Source organism: Xanthomonas sp. WHRI 1810A, assembly GCF_040202885.1.
In the GTDB taxonomy this organism is placed as follows: Bacteria; Pseudomonadota; Gammaproteobacteria; order Pseudomonadales; family Pseudomonadaceae; genus Aquipseudomonas.
The window spans coordinates 336,496-352,163 of record NZ_JBEGED010000001.1 but is presented as its reverse complement, the minus strand read 5'-3'; the positions used below and the strand labels follow the sequence as shown (position 1 = coordinate 352,163).

Sequence of the window (15,668 nt, the reverse complement as noted above, 5' to 3'; positions counted from 1 at the left end):
GTCGCGCCGATGATCGAACATTCAGCCAGACGCGGATCGCCCGTGTTGCCCAAGGCCAAGCTGTTTCTGTTGTTCCGCATCGGCGCCGAGCGCTATGCGGTGGAAGCGGTGGACGTGGCCGAAGTGCTGCCCCGGCTGAACCTCAAACCGATTGCCCAGGCGCCGCACTGGGTGGCGGGGGTGTTTGCCCATCGCGGCGCAGTGGTGCCGGTCATCGACCTCAGCGCTTTGACGTTCGGCCATCCGGCGCAATCGCGCACCAGCACCCGACTGGTGCTGGTGCATTACCGGCCCGAAGCTGATCAGCCGGCGCGGTTGCTTGGTCTGGTGCTGGAGCAGGCCACCGACACCCTGCGCTGCTCGCCCGCCGAGTTCAAGGATTACGGCGTGGACAATCGCCAGGCCCCGTACCTTGGGCCGGTGCGCGAGAACGAACACGGCCTGTTGCAGTGGATCCGGATTCAGGACCTGCTCAGCGCCCCGGTGCGTGAATTGCTGTTTCCGGCACAGCCGCTGACGGCTGAAGCGTTGGAGGCCATGCCATGAGCGAAGACACGCGCTTTTTTGCTTTCCTCAAGGACCGTATCGGACTGGACGTGGCCTCGGTGGGCGAAGCCATCATCGAGCGCGCCGTTCGCCAGCGATGCAGCGCCTCCCACGCCGCCGACAGCGACGCCTACTGGCACCTGCTCAACGGCTCGGCGGACGAACAGCAGGCGCTGATCGAAGCGGTGATCGTCCCCGAAACCTGGTTTTTCCGTTATCCGGAGTCCTTCGCCACCCTGGGCAAACTGGCCCTGGCGCGCCTGACCGAACTGGCGGGCGCCCGGCCGCTGCGCATCCTCAGCCTGCCGTGTTCCACCGGCGAAGAGCCGTATTCCATCGCCATGGCGCTGTTCGATGCTGGCGTCGCACCCTTGCAGTTCAAGGTCGACGCGGTGGACATCAGCCCGCTGTCGATCCAGCGCGCGCGCCGGGGTGTGTATGGCAAAAATTCGTTTCGTGGGGACCAGCTCGGTTTTCGCGACCGCTACTTTGAGCCGGTCATGGACGGCTTTCGGCTCGATGAACGTGTGGCCGATCGCGTGGATTTCCAGCCGGGCAACTTGTTGGACCCGCAGATGCCGCTGGCGCAATCGGCCTACGACTTTGTGTTCTGTCGCAACCTGTTGATCTATTTCGACGTGCCCACCCAACGCCTCGGGTTCGAAGCGCTGATGCGCATGACCCGCGAGGAAGGGGTGATGTTCATCGGTCCGGCCGAGGGCAGCCTACTGGGGCGCATGGGCATGAGCTCCATCGGGATACCGCAGTCGTTCGCGTTCCGTCGCCGGCCCGATACGGTGGTCGAACAACCTGTCGCGGCCGTCACCTGGCCGACGGCCGAGCGCGTCAAAGCCCCGATCAAACCGCCGGTGTCGGCGCCGGTCCGGCTTCCGGTCCGAGCCCCCGTGAAGCCGCTCGCCAGCGCCCCTGCGTCCGGCGCAAGTTCCCAAAGCGGCGACGCCAGCGCCGCGCTCGACGCCATCAAGGCCCTCGCCAACGCCGGCAAAACCGCTGACGCCAAGGCCGCCTGCCACCGCTACTTGCAGCAGTACCCGCCGGTGACGGCGGTGTTCTACTGGCTCGGGTTGCTCAACGAAGTCGCAGGCGATGCCGTCCAGGCCATGGGCTTTTATCGCAAGGCGCTGTACCTGGAGCCGCTGCACGCCGAAACCCTGGCACACATGGCGGCGTTGCTGTCGAGCCAGGGCGACGTGGCCGCTGCCCGGCGCCTGCAGGAGCGTGCCGCGCGTGGCGCGAACACTGAAGGACGCAATCGATGAGCGGACCGCATAGCGAATTGATGCTCACCGATGACGCCCACGCCATCGATGACTGCTGGAACCGGATCGGCATCCACGGTGATCGCTCATGCCCGTTGCTGGTGGAGCATATTCACTGCCGCAACTGCTCGGTCTACTCGGCCGCGGCCACCCGCTTGCTGGACCGCTACGCCCTGACCGTCCAGGACCGCGCGGTCGAGCAGTCAAGCCTGCAGGCGGGCGAAATCAAAACCCGCTCGATTGTGGTGTTCCGTCTGGGCGAAGAATGGCTCGGCCTGCCCACCCGTTGCCTGGTGGAAGTGGCGAACGTGCAGGCGATTCACTCCTTGCCGCACCAACGCTCCCGCGCGCTGCTGGGCGTGGCCAACGTGCGTGGCGCGCTGGTGGCGTGCATCTCGCTGGTGGAATTGCTCGGCCTCGACAGCGCCACCGGCCTGGCCGCCTCGGGGCGCATCACGCCGCGCATGCTGATCCTCGCCGCTGACGGCGGGCCCGTGGTAGTGCCGGTGGACGAAGTCGACGGTATCCACGCCATGGAAGAACACCTGCTGGACGCCGCCTCCGGCCCCGGTCAGCACGCCACCGCCAAATTCACGCGGGGTGTGTTGCAGTGGAAAAACCGCAGCCTGCGCCTGCTGGATGAAGAGCAAGTGCTGTCCGCCGTGAACCGGAGCCTCACATGACCCCCGACTGGATGCGTGACGCTTCGCTGTTCGAGCTGTTTACCCTGGAGGCCGAAGCGCAAACCCAGGTGCTGAGTGCCGGGCTGCTGGCGCTGGAGCGCAATCCAACGCAGGCCGATCAGCTGGAAGCGTGCATGCGCGCCGCCCACTCGCTCAAGGGGGCCGCTCGAATTGTCGGGGTAGATGCCGGCGTGAGCGTGTCCCACGTGATGGAAGATTGCCTGGTCAGCGCCCAGGAAGGCCGGCTGCGTTTGAAGCCCGAGCACATCGATGCCTTGTTGATGGGGACCGACCTGCTGATGCGGATCGCCACGCCCGGTGCGAGTGGCGTGGGCCCGGCCGATGTCGACGGCTACGTCGCGCTGATGAACGATTTGCTGACGCCTGGTGCGAATACCGGTGCGTCGCAGGGGGCGTTGCCCTCCATCGATGAACTGCTGCTGGCCAACGCGCAATTGCTGATGGGGACCTCGGCACCCGCGCCCGGCCTGCTGGAAGACGTACCGTCGCCCGAAGTGGCAGCGCCCGCGGTTGAAAGCGAGCCGGACGCCGACCCCAAGGTCGACCCTCGACGGGGCGAGCAACGCAGCCCTCAAGGTGGCGAGCGGGTGCTGCGGGTCACCGCCGAGCGGCTGAATAATCTGCTGGACCTGTCGAGCAAATCGCTGGTGGAAACCCAGCGGCTCAAGCCTTATCTGACCGCGATGCAGCGGGTCAAACGCTCGCAAAGTGGGGCCAGTCGTGCCCTCGACAGCCTGGAAGCGTTGCTGGAAAGCGCTGTCGATCCGGACGCACACAAAGCGCTGGAAGACGCGCGTCGGCTGTTGAGCGAAGCCCAGCATTTGCTGATCCAGCAGACCGCCGATCTCGATGAGTTCGGCTGGCAGGCGGGTCAGCGCGCGCAACTGCTGTACGACACCGCACTGGCGTGCCGCATGCGGCCGTTTGCCGACGTGTTGGTGGGGCAGGCGCGGATGGTGCGGGACCTGGGGCGCACGCTGGGCAAACAGGTGCGGCTGGAAATCGACGGCGAGAAAACCCAGGTCGACCGTGACGTACTGGAAAAGCTCGAAGCGCCACTGACCCACCTGCTGCGCAACGCGGTGGACCATGGCATTGAATTCCCCGAGCAACGCCTGGCGATGGGCAAGCCCGCTGAAGGGCTGATTCAGCTCAAGGCCTCGCACCAGGCCGGGTTGCTGGTGGTGGAGTTGATCGATGACGGCGGCGGCGTCGATCTCGAAAAACTGCGCACCAGCATCATCGATCGCAAACTGTCGCCGGCCGAAACCGCTGCGCAGCTGAGCGAGGAGGAGCTGCTCAGCTTTCTGTTCCTGCCCGGTTTCAGCATGCGCGACAAGGTCACTGAAGTGTCCGGCCGTGGCGTCGGGCTGGACGCGGTGTTGCACATGGTCCGGCAGCTGCGCGGCGGTGTCGAACTGGAGCAGCGTGCAGGCGAGGGCAGCCGGTTTCACATCGAGGTGCCGCTGACCCTGTCGGTGGTCCGCAGTCTGGTGGTGCAAGTGGGCGGCGAAGCCTACGCGTTCCCGCTGGCGCACATCGAACGCATGCGCGACGTACAGGCCGACGAGATCGTGCAACTGGAAGGGCGCCAGCACTTCTGGCACGAGGAGCGGCATGTGGGGCTGGTCGCCGCCAGTCAGTTGCTCAACCGACCGCAGGATCAGAGCCCCGAAGAAGTGCTCAAAGTCGTGGTCATTCGCGAGCGCGATGCGGTGTACGGCGTGGCGGTGGAGCGCTTTATCGGCGAGCGCACGCTGGTGGTGCTGCCGCTGGACCCGCGCCTGGGTAAAGTGCAGGACATCTCCGCCGGCGCGTTGCTGGACGACGGTTCGGCGGTGCTGATCATTGATGTTGAAGACATGCTGCGCTCGGTGGAGAAGCTGCTGAACACCGGGCGCCTGGAGCGCATTGACCGGCGTAACCATCAGGCCAATGCGGCGCCGCGCAAGCGCGTGCTGGTGGTCGACGATTCATTGACCGTGCGCGAACTGGAGCGCAAGTTGCTGCTCGGTCGCGGCTACGAAGTGGCAGTGGCCGTGGACGGCATGGATGGCTGGAATGCCCTGCGCGCCGAAGATTTCGATTTGCTGATCACCGACATCGACATGCCGCGCATGGACGGTATCGAGCTGGTGACCTTGCTGCGCCGCGACAGTCGCCTGCAATCGTTGCCGGTGATGGTGGTGTCGTACAAGGACCGGGAAGAAGACCGTCGTCGCGGGCTGGACGCCGGCGCGGATTATTACCTGGCCAAAGCCAGCTTTCATGACGACGCGCTGCTCGATGCGGTCGTCGATCTGATCGGAGAGGCGCACGGATGAAGATCGCTATCGTCAACGACATGCCCATGGCCATCGAGGCGCTGCGCCGAGCGATTGCTTTCGAGCCGGCGCATGAAGTGGTCTGGGTGGCGCGCGATGGCGCGGAAGCGGTTGAGCGCTGCGCGGCCCTGACGCCTGACCTGATCCTCATGGACTTGATCATGCCGGTGATGGACGGCGTCGAGGCGACTCGGCGTATCATGGCCGCCACGCCGTGCGCCATCGTGATTGTCACGGTAGACCGTGAGCAGAACGTCCACCGCGTGTTCGAGGCCATGGGCCATGGCGCTCTGGACGTGGTCGACACGCCTGCCATCGGTGGCGGCAACCCGAAAGAAGCGGCGGCGCCTTTGTTACGCAAAATCCTTAATATCGGTTGGCTGATCGGCCAGCGCGACAGCCGCGTGCGTGCCGCGCCTGCGCCCATGCGTGAAGCTGCGCAACGTCGGGGGCTGGTGGCCATCGGGTCGTCGGCCGGCGGCCCGGCCGCGCTGGAAGTGTTGCTCAAGGGGCTGCCCAAAAAATTTCCGGTGGCCATTGTGTTGGTGCAGCATGTGGACCAGGTATTTGCCGCCGGCATGGCACAGTGGTTGAGTTCGTCGTCGGGCCTGACGGTGCGTCTGGCGCAGGATGGAGAGCCGCCGCAACCCGGCGAAGTCCTGCTGGCGGGGACCAACCACCATATCCGCCTGTTGAAGAACGGCACGCTGGCTTACACCGCCGAGCCGGTCAACGAAATTTATAGGCCCTCGATCGATGTGTTTTTCGAGAGCGTGGCCAGTTACTGGAACGGTGATGCAGTGGGTGTCTTGTTGACGGGTATGGGCCGGGACGGCGCGCAGGGCCTCAAGCTGATGCGTCAGCGGGGGTTTCTCACCCTCGCCCAGGACCAGCAAAGTTGTGCGGTATACGGTATGCCCAAAGCGGCTGCCGCCATCGACGCCGCCAAGGAGATTCTCCCGCTGGATGCGATTGCGCCTCGCTTGAAAGAGGCATTGATCCAATGATTATCCAGGTGGCTTCACAGTCCGTCTGTGACCAGGAGACTGTTAATGCATGACTTGCAGTTGGATGACGTGAAGACGTCCGACGAGAACGCCGCGATGGTGCTGTTGGTCGACGATCAGGCCATGATCGGCGAGGCCGTGAGGCGCGGGCTGGCCCATGAAGACAACATCGATTTTCATTTTTGCGCCGATCCGCATCAGGCCATCCATCAGGCCGAGCTCATCAAGCCGACGGTCATCCTGCAGGATCTGGTGATGCCGGGCCTGGACGGGCTGACGCTGGTCCGCGAGTACCGCAACAACCCGCTGACCCGGGACATACCGATCATCGTGCTGTCCACCAAGGAAGATCCGCTGGTCAAGAGCGCGGCCTTTGCGGCCGGCGCCAATGATTACCTGGTCAAGCTGCCGGACACCATCGAACTGGTGGCGCGCATTCGCTATCACTCGCGTTCCTACATGACGCTGCTGCAACGCGACGAAGCCTACCGCGCGCTGCGGGTCAGCCAGCAGCAATTGCTCGACACCAACCTGGTGCTGCAACGGTTGATGAACTCCGACGGCCTGACCGGGCTGTCGAACCGTCGCCACTTTGACGAATACCTCGAGCTGGAATGGCGCCGCGCCATGCGTGAGCAGGGTCAGTTGTCGCTGATGATGATCGACGTGGATTACTTCAAGGCCTTCAATGACAGCTTCGGTCACCTGGAAGGCGACGAAGCGCTGCGCCAGGTGGGTAAGGCCATCCGCGCCTGCAGCAGTCGTCCCTCGGACCTGCCCGCACGTTACGGCGGTGAAGAGTTTGCGGTGGTGTTGCCCAACACCTCCCCCGGTGGCGCGCGTCTGCTGGCCGAAAAGCTGCGCCAGACCGTTGCCGGGATGAACATCCCCCACAACGCCCCCGTCCCGGGCTCCGTGCTCACCGTCAGCATCGGCCTGTCCACCGTCGTCCCCGAAGTCGGCAGCCACAGCCGGCAACTGATCCAGAGCGCCGATAAGGGGCTGTATGCGGCCAAGCACAATGGGCGTAATCAGGTGGTGGTGGGGTAGGGTGCCTGCAAAATGGGCTTCGCAACCCTGCCCAACGGCCTGCCATCCTGAGGCAGGCTAGCGTATACTCGCCGGCTTTGAAAAAATCGCCTGCGAGTGCTGCCTACCATGGAAATCAACCCGATTCTGAACAGCATCAAAGACCTGTCCGAGCGCTCCGAAACCATTCGGGGGTATCTTTGACTACGATCACAAACATGATCGTCTGACCGAAGTTAACCGCGAGCTCGAAGATCCAAACGTCTGGAACAAACCCGAATACGCACAGAGTCTGGGCCGCGAGCGTTCGCTGCTGGCACAGATCGTCGACACCCTGGATGAAATGTCCACCGGGCTGGTCGATGCCAAAGACCTGCTGCTGATGTCCGCCGAAGAAGAAGACCAGGCCGCCGTCGATGACGTCGCCGCCGAAGTCGAGCGCCTGCGCGAGTCGCTGGAGAAGCTCGAATTCCGCCGCATGTTCAGCGGTGAGATGGACCCCAACAACGCCTACCTCGACATTCAGGCCGGCTCCGGTGGCACCGAAGCGCAGGACTGGGCCAACATCCTGCTGCGCATGTACCTGCGCTGGGCCGACAAGCGTGGCTTTGAGGCCATCATCATGGAACTGTCCGCCGGTGAAGTCGCCGGGATCAAAGGCGCCACCGTGCACATCAAGGGCGAATACGCCTTTGGCTGGCTGCGTACCGAAATCGGCGTGCACCGTCTGGTGCGCAAGAGCCCGTTCGACTCCGGCAACCGCCGCCACACCTCGTTCTCGGCCGTGTTCGTGTCGCCGGAAATCGATGACAACATCGAAATCGACATCAACCCGTCGGACCTGCGCATCGACACCTATCGTTCATCGGGTGCCGGTGGCCAGCACGTAAACACCACGGACTCGGCGGTACGTATCACCCACGTCCCGACCAACACCGTGGTCAGCTGCCAGAACGAACGCTCCCAGCACGCCAACAAAGACACCGCCATGAAAATGCTGCGGGCGCGCTTGTACGAGCAGGAAATCCAGAAGCGCAACGCCGCGTCGCAAGCGGTCGAAGACACCAAGTCCGACATCGGCTGGGGTCATCAGATTCGTTCGTACGTACTGGATGCCTCGCGGATCAAGGACCTGCGCACCAGCGTTGAACGCAGCGACTGCGACAAGGTGCTCGACGGCGACATCGACGAATACCTGGTCGCGAGCCTCAAGCAAGGGCTCTGACTGCGACCCACCTGTTGCGGGCGCGACCCTCTGAAGGAGCGTCGCTTGCCCGCGAACCCCGGATAAGCCGGGGGCAACGAACCTGTGATGGAAAATCAAAAGACATGAGCGACCAACAACTCGACCCGCAAGCCCTGCAACAGGAAGAAAACTCCCTGATCGCCCTGCGCAAGGAAAAGCTTGCCGCCGAGCGCGCCAAGGGCAATGCCTTCCCCAATGACTTCCGCCGCGACAGCTACTGCAACGACCTGCAGAAACAGTACGCGGACAAGACCAAGGAAGAGCTGGCAGAGGCTGCAATCCCGGTCAAGGTTGCCGGTCGCATCATGCTCAACCGTGGCTCGTTCATGGTGATCCAGGACATGACCGGTCGCATCCAGGTCTACGTCAACCGCAAGACCCTGTCCGAAGAAACCCTGGCCTCGGTCAAGACCTGGGACATGGGCGACATCATCGCGGCCGAAGGCACCCTGGCCCGCTCGGGCAAGGGCGACCTGTACGTCGAGATGACCACCGTGCGCCTGCTGACCAAGTCGCTGCGTCCGCTGCCCGACAAGCACCACGGCCTGACCGACACCGAACAGCGCTATCGCCAGCGTTACGTCGACCTGATCGTCAACGAAGACGTGCGCGAGACCTTCCGCGTCCGCTCGCAGGTCATTGCCCACATCCGCAGCTTCCTGATGCAGCGCGACTTCCTCGAAGTCGAAACGCCGATGCTGCAGACCATCCCCGGTGGTGCCGCGGCCAAGCCGTTCGAGACCCACCACAACGCGCTGGACCTGGAAATGTTCCTGCGTATCGCGCCGGAGCTGTACCTGAAGCGTCTGGTCGTGGGCGGATTCGAGAAGGTGTTCGAGATCAACCGCAACTTCCGCAACGAAGGCGTCTCGACCCGTCACAACCCCGAGTTCACCATGCTTGAGTTCTATCAGGCGTACGCGGACTACGAAGACAACATGGACCTGACCGAAGAGCTGTTCCGCGAATTGGCGCAGCTGGTCCTGGGCAGCACCGACGTGCCATACGGCGACAAGGTGTTCCATTTCGGCGAACCGTTCGTGCGGTTGTCGGTGTTCGATTCGATCCTCAAGTACAACCCCGAGTTGACCGCAGGCGACCTGAACGACATCGACAAGGCCCGCGCCATCGCCAAGAAAGCTGGCGCCAAGGTGCTGGGCTTCGAAGGCCTGGGCAAGCTGCAGGTGATGATTTTCGAAGAGCTGGTCGAGCACAAGCTGGAGCAGCCGCACTTCATCACGCAGTACCCGTTCGAAGTGTCGCCGCTGGCCCGTCGCAACGACGACAACCCCAACGTCACCGACCGCTTCGAGCTGTTCATCGGCGGCCGCGAAATCGCCAACGCCTATTCCGAGTTGAACGACGCGGAAGACCAGGCCGAGCGTTTCATGGCCCAGGTGGCTGACAAGGACGCGGGCGACGACGAAGCCATGCACTACGACGCCGACTTCGTGCGTGCGCTGGAATACGGCATGCCGCCGACAGCGGGCGAGGGCATCGGCATCGACCGTCTGGTCATGCTGCTGACCAACTCGCCGTCGATTCGCGACGTCATCCTGTTCCCGCACATGCGGCCCCAGGCGTAAGCGCTGAGTAAGAAAGCCGCCTGTGTTGGGCGGCTTTTTTTTTGTCTGTTCAGCGAGTGTTCGGTAGCCTGCACGAATGCTATCGCGGGCAATCGCGCTCCTACAGTTGAGCGCAAACCCTGTAGGAGCGCGCTTGCCCGCGAAGGCGTCGGTTCAGGCGATAAAGATTCCAATCCATCCCAACGCATCAAAGAGGAACCCCCGTCGTGAATCGCACCCTCGCTCAAAAGGGCGCCGCCGGCCTGGCAACAGCCGTGGCAGAGAGTGTTCAGTATCAGGGCCGCAAGGCCAGTCGACAGGGAAGCGAACAGCGTCGACAGCAGATTCTCGATGCCGCCATGCGCATCGTCATCCGTGACGGGGTGCGTGCCGTGCGTCATCGCGCGGTGGCTGCCGAGGCCGCCGTGCCGCTGTCGGCCACCACCTATTACTTCAAGGACATCGACGACCTGCTCACCGATGCCTTCGCCCAGTACGTCGAGCGCAGTGCGGCCTACATGGCCAAGCTGTGGGCCAACACCGAAGTGGTGCTGCGCGACATGCTCGCCGGCAACGACGGCAGCCCACACGCCCGCGCGCGACTGGTCGATGAAATCGCGCGCATGGTCATGGACTACGTCCGCCATCAACTGCTGACCCGCCGCGACCAATTGATCGCCGAGCACGCTTTTCGCCACGAGGGGTTGATCAACCCGCGTCTCGGCGCGCTGGTCAGTGCGCATCAAGCGATTCTGTTGCAGGGCAGCAGCCAGTTTCTGGAGGTCATGGGCTCTAAACAGCCGCAACTGGACGCTCAAGTGTTGACGGGCATTATCTGTCGGATGGAGTATCAGGGCCTGCTCAACGGACCACAGCCTCACGCCGACCAGGACATGCTCGCTATTCTCAGCCGCCAGATGCATCTGGTGCTGGGCACTGCGCAACCCCTCGGCACATGAGATCGCTCATTTTCAGGAGAATCCGATGAAAGCCTGGCGCGTGCTGCTCGCCTTGTCATTCGTGTTGTTGAGCGGATGCCTTGTGACGTTCAAGGACCCCTTGCCCGCCAATGATGCCGCCCCGACCCGGCTGTTAGGCACCTGGACCAGCAAAAATGCCTGGGGCGAACCGCTGGAACTGGAAATCACCCGCGCGGGCGTCAATCAGTACAAGGCCGTCAGCTACCGCAAGGGCGATCGCAAGAGCCGCGACGAGTACGCCTTCACCGTCGCCCGTCATGGCAGCCGCTGGTACCTGTCGGCGGCGTTGCCCGAAAAGTACGGCGGCAATTACGGCATGGCCGGGTTCGAGTTGATCGACAACGACGCGTCGGCCGATGAGTTGGTGGTCTACGACCTGGACGTGGATCGACTGCAGCAATGGGTCGACCAGAAATTGCTCGACGGGCAAGCGACAGACACGGAGAAGGGCGCCGGCGTGCTGATCACCACCGCGCTGGACAAGGTGTTCACCTATCTGGACGATCCTGCCAACTCCGATGTGTTTCTCAAGGCCGCGCAATACCAGCGCATCAGCAAGCAGTAGTGCTGCTAATCACAAGGGAATCTTGAGTGGACGAATACCAGCAAACCATTCGCGCGTTATCCGACCGTATCGTCGTGGCGCAGACGCCCATCCGTGTACTCGACGCGGTGAAGTGGGACGAATCCATCAAGCAGGGTTTCCTGGCCGCAAAAGGCAAACAGTTGCCCGCTGTGGACCGTGCGTACTACGAAAACCGCTCCCTGGGTTTTGACTCAGGCGCAGTCAAGCTTGAATTCCAGAACATCGAGCGCGACATCACCCGGCAACTGGGGCAGTTCAACCCGGTCGGGCAGATCATGCGGCGCATGTGCAAGGAATACCGGATGGTGATCCGGATGCTCGAAGCGCGGGGCACGCCGGATTTCGGCTTGATCTCTCAAGAGCTGTACGGCTCTGCGTCCGACGCCTTCCACGCCGGTGACCCGACGCTGGCCGACCTGGGTCTGATGCTGTCGGACTACCTGAACAACATTGCTGGCCGCGGCGATTTGAAGGACGAGCCGAAGATTCTGACCGCCAAAGACGCCGTGGACCTGTTGCAGAGCCGGTTGAACCGCGTGTTCGGCGAAGCGGAGGGCACGATTCGGGTGTTCGAGTCCGACGGGATCGTGGCCGATGCCGCCGCCGGCGCCGATTACATCAAAATCCGAAGCGACGCGATGTTCAACGAGCGCGACGTCAGGGCCCTGGAAGTCCACGAAGGCTTGGTCCACGTCGGCACCACGCTCAATGGCCAGAATCAGCCGATCTGCACCTTCCTGTCCAAGGGGCCGCCATCGTCCACGGTCACCCAGGAAGGGCTGGCGATCCTGATGGAAGTGATCGCGTTCGCGTCCTATCCCAGCCGTCTGCGCAAGCTCACTAACCGCACCCGGGCGATTCACATGGCCGAAGAGGGCGCGGACTTCCTGCAGGTGTTCGAGTTCTACCGCGAGCAGGGCTTCGGCATGCAGGAAAGCTACGGCAACGCCAGTCGCGTGTTCCGGGGTTCGGTCCCCAATGGTCTGCCGTTCACCAAGGATTTGTCCTACCTGAAAGGCTTCATCATGGTCTACAACTACATTCAGCTGGCCGTGCGCAAAGGCAAGCTGGAACAGGTGCCGTTGTTGTTCTGCGGCAAGACCACGCTGGAAGACATGCGCACGATGCGTCAGTTGGTGGACGAAGGGCTGGTGGTCGCGCCTAAATACCTGCCCGAGCAGTTCCGCGACATGAACGCGCTGTCGGCGTGGATGTGCTTCTCCAACTTCCTCAACCACCTGAGCCTGGACCGGATCGAGGCGGATTATTCCAATATCCTGTAAAAAAAGGCCCTGTTGGAGCGAGGCTTGCCCGCGAAGAGGCCGGTACATCCGATCGATGCGGTGCCTGATTCACCACTTTCGCGGGCAAGCCTCGCTCCAACAGGGGTGCGCGTCTGCCAGATCTACATTCAAATAAAAAGGAACGCGCTTGAAGCCACTCTTCGTCCTCGTCTTGATGCTCACCCTATCCGGCTGCAGCCAACTGCTGTTCTACCCCGAACGCGGCTTGCCACTGACACCTGACAAAGCCCATCTCCCTTACCGCGACGTCACCCTGACCGCCGCCGATGGCACTCAACTGCGCGGCTGGTTTTTGCCGGCCAAAGAGGGTGTCTCGGTCAAAGGCACGGTGCTGCACCTGCACGGCAACGGCGGCAATATGGCCTGGCATCTGGGCGGCACCTGGTGGCTGCCGGAACAGGGCTATCAAGTGCTGCTGCTGGACTACCGCGGCTACGGGCTGTCCCAGGGCGAGCCGAGCCTGCCGGCGATCTATCAGGACATCGACGCGGCGTTCGACTGGCTGAACAAGGCGCCCGAGGTGCAGGGCAAACCCTTGGTGGTACTGGGGCAGAGCATCGGCGGGGCGCTCGCCGTGCATTACCTGGCCGAGCATCCCCGGCAGCGTGCGCGGGTCAAGGCGCTGGTACTTGACGGCGTTCCGGCCAGTTACCGCGAGGTCGCGCGCTACACGCTGGGTACGTCCTGGCTGACCTGGCCGTTCAAGCGTCCGTTGTCGTGGGTCATCCCTGACACTGACAGCGCCATCAACGGCATGCCGCAATTGGCGGGCACACCGATGTTGCTGTTTCAGAGCATGGATGACACCCAGGTGCCGCTGTACAACGGCATCAGTTTGTATCAGGCCGCGCCGCCGCCCCGGGTGCTGCAGCTGACGCGCGGTGCGCACGTGCAGACCTTTGGCGATCCGACCTGGCGAGCCGTGATGATTCGCTATCTGGAGGATCCGCAGCACTTCGATGGCTTGCGGCGTCTGGCCGAGGTGCCCAATTATCCAGACGCTGGCACCCGCCCGGCACCTTCCGCCGAGGCCCCGCAATGAGCGAAGAACGCAACGCCATTCCGCTGATCATCACCGGTGTCGGCTGCATCCTCGGGACGGTCGGTGCGTTGTGGTACTACGGCTATCTGCACTTTGCCCGGCCCGAAGACGCGTTGTTGCTTGACCAGTTCACCCTGCTCAAAACCGTGCCGGGGCAGGACTACAAAGTTGCCCTTGAACCGGCGGCACAAGTGGCGCAGTGCATCGATGGGGTGATGGTGCTGTTCGACACCGAGCAGAAGGGCCTGACCGGTGTGCTGCTCAACAGCAAGCAACAGGCGGTGCGCTGCATGGGGCAGGAGACGCCGCAGCAGTTGTTGCCGTGACATTCCGCTATGTCCAGAACCTGTGGGAGCGGACCTGTCCGCGAAGGGGTCGGTACATTCGCCGGATTTGTAGCGTCTGATACGCCGTATTCGCGGACAGGTCCGCTCCCACGTGGAAGGCGTGATCGACCGTCAAACCGGCTTCATAGCCACAAAAAAAAGCCCCGCCTGTGATCCACAGGCGGGGCTTTTGGTACCGCGTCAGTCGATTACTGCATCGAAGCGCGTGGTGCTACCGGCTGGTTGTCGTTGGAAATGGTCACTTCCACACGACGGTTCATGGCACGGCCGGAGTTGCTGGTGTTATCAGCAACCGGGTATTCCTTGCCATAACCCTGGGACACGATCCGCTCTGGACCGACACCCATTTTCACCAGTGCCATGCGCACAGAGGCGGCACGACGCTCGGACAACGACTGGTTGTAAGACGCCGAACCGCTGCTGTCAGTGTAACCCTCGACGATCACTTTGCGATCAGGGTTTTCCTGCAGGAACTGCGCAAGCTTGTTGACGTTGACCAGACCGCTGGATTTCAGCTCGGCCTTATTCAGGTCAAACAGCACGTCGCCGAAGGTCACCAGGGTGCCGCGTTCGGTCTGCTTGGCGTTCAGGCTGTTCTGCAGGGCCTTGATCTGAGCATCGCGAGCGTCCAGACGCGCTTGGGCACGCTGGGCCGCAGCGCCTTTGAGGTCTTCTTCAGCGGTTTTCAGGTTGATGGTCTGCTTGGCCAACTCAACGCGCTGGTTGGTCAGATAGGCCAGCTGGTCGACCTTTTTCTCGTCTTCGCTGGAGCGGTACGCGGCGTCAGCCTTGTCCAGCCATTCGCTGGCGTCTTTGGTTTCCAGCGCGGCCAGGGTGCTGGCCTTCGGATTGCTTTGCAGCGCGGAGTAGTTGGTGCGGGCTTGTTCCAGGTTCACGTTCGGTGGCGTGGAGCATGCAGCCAGACCAACGCTCAGGGCCAGCAGGGCAGGGATAAGTACTTGTTTACGCATAATAGGTTCGTCCTTTAAATCAATGGCCAATGCTTGAGGTGCGTGCGATTACTGGGTGACAGGCTGGATCTGGCGCATGCCGTCTTCACGCAACTCGTTGACGCCCTGACGCGCGTCCTGCACAGCTTTCTGAGCCTTGGCGGCCTGAGCCTTACGCTCGGCTACGCGGGCATCCCACTCAGCTTGCTCGGCGTATTTTCTGGCTTCGTCGTATTTCTTTTCCTGCATGGCAAGTTCAGCTTGCTTGAACTTGTCCTGAGCCGACTTCATCTCGACTGCTGCGTATTCGGTGCCACCGGCGGTGACGGCGGCGTTGACGGCCGACTGGGTCACTGCGTACTGCTCCGACGGGGGATTGCCCGCGCAACCGGCGAGAATGAAGCTGGTACCTACAGCCAGCGCGGCCAGTTTCAGCCCGCGCAGGCCATTGAACTTGGTTTTGGCAGTGGTGGTGTTCATGGTGGTCAACTCCATTGTGTAACTCCTGAATACTAGGTTTTGTCCGTGACAGGGGGTGCACCGTGACGGTCTGGCCCTGAGGCCGCGAGCCGCTACCATCGGTCGGATGTTCCTGCCATGGCTAACTGCTCCGACCTTCGCAGTTTTTGAATAGTTCAGCCGTTTTGCACCTGAATGTGCGCGATGTTGTTACGTGGTGTAAGTTTGACGCTGCGAAATTGACACAAGAAAAGACACGCCGAGCCCAAAGGATCGGGCTGGCGTGGAGATATCGCGTG

Annotated in this window: 15 protein-coding genes; 13 read left to right on the top strand and 2 right to left on the bottom strand. The window is 62.6% G+C overall.

The window, feature by feature from the left end; genetic code table 11:
* The first annotated feature begins 9 nt into the window (after nucleotides 1–9).
* The 13 genes from ABQX22_RS01605 to ABQX22_RS01545 all read left to right on the top strand — a co-directional run bounded on the left by ABQX22_RS01605 (nucleotide 10) and on the right by ABQX22_RS01545 (nucleotide 13,939).
* Entirely contained in the window at nucleotides 10–546 is a 537-nt protein-coding gene (locus ABQX22_RS01605; protein ID WP_349795813.1) for a chemotaxis protein CheW, read from the top strand.
* Nucleotides 543–1,826 carry a CheR family methyltransferase gene (locus ABQX22_RS01600; RefSeq protein WP_349795812.1) on the top strand — a complete coding sequence of 428 codons (1,284 nt, stop codon included), beginning with the start codon at nucleotides 543–545 and terminating at the stop codon, nucleotides 1,824–1,826. The genes ABQX22_RS01605 and ABQX22_RS01600 overlap by 4 nt, the downstream gene beginning before the upstream one ends.
* Nucleotides 1,823–2,509, top strand: coding sequence for a chemotaxis protein CheW (locus ABQX22_RS01595; protein ID WP_349795811.1), 687 nt, complete (start codon nucleotides 1,823–1,825; stop codon nucleotides 2,507–2,509). The genes ABQX22_RS01600 and ABQX22_RS01595 overlap by 4 nt, the downstream gene beginning before the upstream one ends.
* The gene (locus ABQX22_RS01590) at nucleotides 2,506–4,854 is read left to right on the top strand and encodes a hybrid sensor histidine kinase/response regulator (RefSeq protein WP_349795809.1); all 2,349 of its coding nucleotides are present in this window, start codon (nucleotides 2,506–2,508) and stop codon (nucleotides 4,852–4,854) included. Before ABQX22_RS01595 ends, ABQX22_RS01590 begins: the two co-directional genes overlap by 4 nt.
* Nucleotides 4,851–5,861 carry a chemotaxis response regulator protein-glutamate methylesterase gene (locus ABQX22_RS01585; RefSeq protein ID WP_349795807.1) on the top strand — a complete coding sequence of 337 codons (1,011 nt, stop codon included), beginning with the start codon at nucleotides 4,851–4,853 and terminating at the stop codon, nucleotides 5,859–5,861. Before ABQX22_RS01590 ends, ABQX22_RS01585 begins: the two co-directional genes overlap by 4 nt.
* Nucleotides 5,862–5,906: 45 nt before the next feature.
* Nucleotides 5,907–6,911, top strand: a complete 1,005-nt coding sequence (locus ABQX22_RS01580; protein WP_349795806.1) for a PleD family two-component system response regulator — start codon at nucleotides 5,907–5,909, stop codon at nucleotides 6,909–6,911.
* Between the two features lie 108 nt (nucleotides 6,912–7,019).
* A protein-coding gene (gene prfB, locus ABQX22_RS01575) for a peptide chain release factor 2 (RefSeq protein ID WP_349795804.1) occupies nucleotides 7,020–8,115 on the top strand; the annotation gives its coding sequence in 2 pieces (ribosomal slippage) (nucleotides 7,020–7,082 and nucleotides 7,084–8,115; 1,095 coding nt in all).
* Nucleotides 8,116–8,219: 104 nt separating this feature from the next.
* Nucleotides 8,220–9,722, top strand: coding sequence for a lysine--tRNA ligase (lysS, locus tag ABQX22_RS01570; RefSeq protein ID WP_349795802.1), 1,503 nt, complete (start codon nucleotides 8,220–8,222; stop codon nucleotides 9,720–9,722).
* A gap of 206 nt (nucleotides 9,723–9,928) precedes the next feature.
* Nucleotides 9,929–10,660, top strand: a complete 732-nt coding sequence (locus tag ABQX22_RS01565; protein ID WP_349795800.1) for a TetR/AcrR family transcriptional regulator — start codon at nucleotides 9,929–9,931, stop codon at nucleotides 10,658–10,660.
* 25 nt (nucleotides 10,661–10,685) lie between these two features.
* Entirely contained in the window at nucleotides 10,686–11,246 is a 561-nt protein-coding gene (locus ABQX22_RS01560) for a hypothetical protein (RefSeq protein WP_349795798.1), read from the top strand.
* Between the two features lie 26 nt (nucleotides 11,247–11,272).
* On the top strand, nucleotides 11,273–12,550 hold the full coding sequence (locus tag ABQX22_RS01555) for a flavohemoglobin expression-modulating QEGLA motif protein (RefSeq protein WP_349795796.1): 1,278 nt from the start codon (nucleotides 11,273–11,275) through the stop codon (nucleotides 12,548–12,550).
* Between the two features lie 148 nt (nucleotides 12,551–12,698).
* Nucleotides 12,699–13,613 (top strand): alpha/beta hydrolase, encoded by a 915-nt coding sequence (locus ABQX22_RS01550; protein WP_349795794.1) that lies wholly within the window; start codon nucleotides 12,699–12,701, stop codon nucleotides 13,611–13,613.
* Nucleotides 13,610–13,939, top strand: coding sequence for a hypothetical protein (locus ABQX22_RS01545; protein WP_349795792.1), 330 nt, complete (start codon nucleotides 13,610–13,612; stop codon nucleotides 13,937–13,939). Before ABQX22_RS01550 ends, ABQX22_RS01545 begins: the two co-directional genes overlap by 4 nt.
* A 209-nt stretch (nucleotides 13,940–14,148) precedes the next feature.
* On the opposite strand, the gene ABQX22_RS01540 is transcribed toward ABQX22_RS01545, so the two are convergent.
* Complete coding sequence (locus ABQX22_RS01540) at nucleotides 14,149–14,931, bottom strand: OmpA family protein (RefSeq protein WP_349795790.1); 783 nt, start codon at nucleotides 14,929–14,931, stop codon at nucleotides 14,149–14,151.
* Between the two features lie 48 nt (nucleotides 14,932–14,979).
* The gene (locus tag ABQX22_RS01535; protein WP_349795788.1) at nucleotides 14,980–15,405 is read right to left on the bottom strand and encodes a DUF4398 domain-containing protein; all 426 of its coding nucleotides are present in this window, start codon (nucleotides 15,403–15,405) and stop codon (nucleotides 14,980–14,982) included.
* Between the last annotated feature and the right edge of the window lie 263 nt (nucleotides 15,406–15,668).